1 protein-coding gene is annotated in these 981 nt (G+C 67.4%); it reads right to left on the reverse strand.

The features are described 5' to 3' along the window. Positions 1-981, reverse strand: a 981-nt coding sequence (locus AC1DX0_RS36395) for an Ig-like domain-containing protein (RefSeq protein WP_477359405.1), incomplete at both ends; no start/stop codon positions are given.

Consider the following 981-nt stretch of genomic DNA (forward strand, 5'->3'; position numbering starts at 1 on the left):
GCCGTCCTTGATTGATGGTGTAGGCGAACACGTCGGTGCCCGAGGCGTTCGGGTTGGCATGGTAGCTGTAGCCGCCATTGGCATCGACCGTCAGCACGCCATAGGTTCCCGTCACCGTGGAGCCGGCGATGCCCGTCCAGGCGATCGAGGCGATGCCGTCGGCGCCGGCCGTATCGGCCGCACCGGTGCCGTGGGTGCTGGTCCCGGTCTCGACATTGCCGGTCACCGTCTCGCCCGACTGTGCGGCGTCCGTGTCGGCCTTGGCTGTCGGCACATCGTCGACGATGTTGATGGAGATGGTCGAGGTGTTGGTGTTGCCGAGGCTGTCGGTGACGGTATAGGTGAAGACGTCCTTGCCGGCCTCGAYGTTGGTGCTGTTGTTGGCGTCGGGCGTGGTGTCGAAGGGCTTGGTCAGCGTGTAGGTGTAGTGACCGTCCTGGTCGATCTGCAGCACGCCGTATGTGCCCTGCACCGTGACCGGGACACCGGCGACGGCCGATGAGGTGGCGCCTGCGATGTTGGTGACGTGCGGGYTGTTGGGATCGCCCAGCGTCAGCGTGCCGGCCACCGTCTCGGCGGTGCTTCCCGGATTGGATCCGGTCACCGCCGAAGCGGCGAGATCGCCGATGGCGCTGGTGTCGAGGGCTGCTTCGTCAACCTGCGCCGTCGCCGCGACCGGCTGTGGCTGGCCGTTGGTGACCGTGATCGTCAGTGTCGAGGGCGAGGTGTCGCCGTCGCCGTCCTTGATGGTGTAGGCGAACACGTCGGTGCCCGAGGCGTTCGGGTTGGCATGGTAGCTGTAGCCGCCATTGGCATCGACCGTCAGCACGCCATAGGTTCCCGTCACCGTGGAGCCGGCGATGCCCGTCCAGGCGATCGAGGCGATGCCGTCGGCGCCGGCCGTATCGGCCGCACCGGTGCCGTGGGTGCTGGTCCCGGTCTCGACATTGCCGGTCACCGTCTCGCCCGACTGTGCGGCGT

This window comes from Mesorhizobium sp. P3_A9, assembly GCF_056402975.1.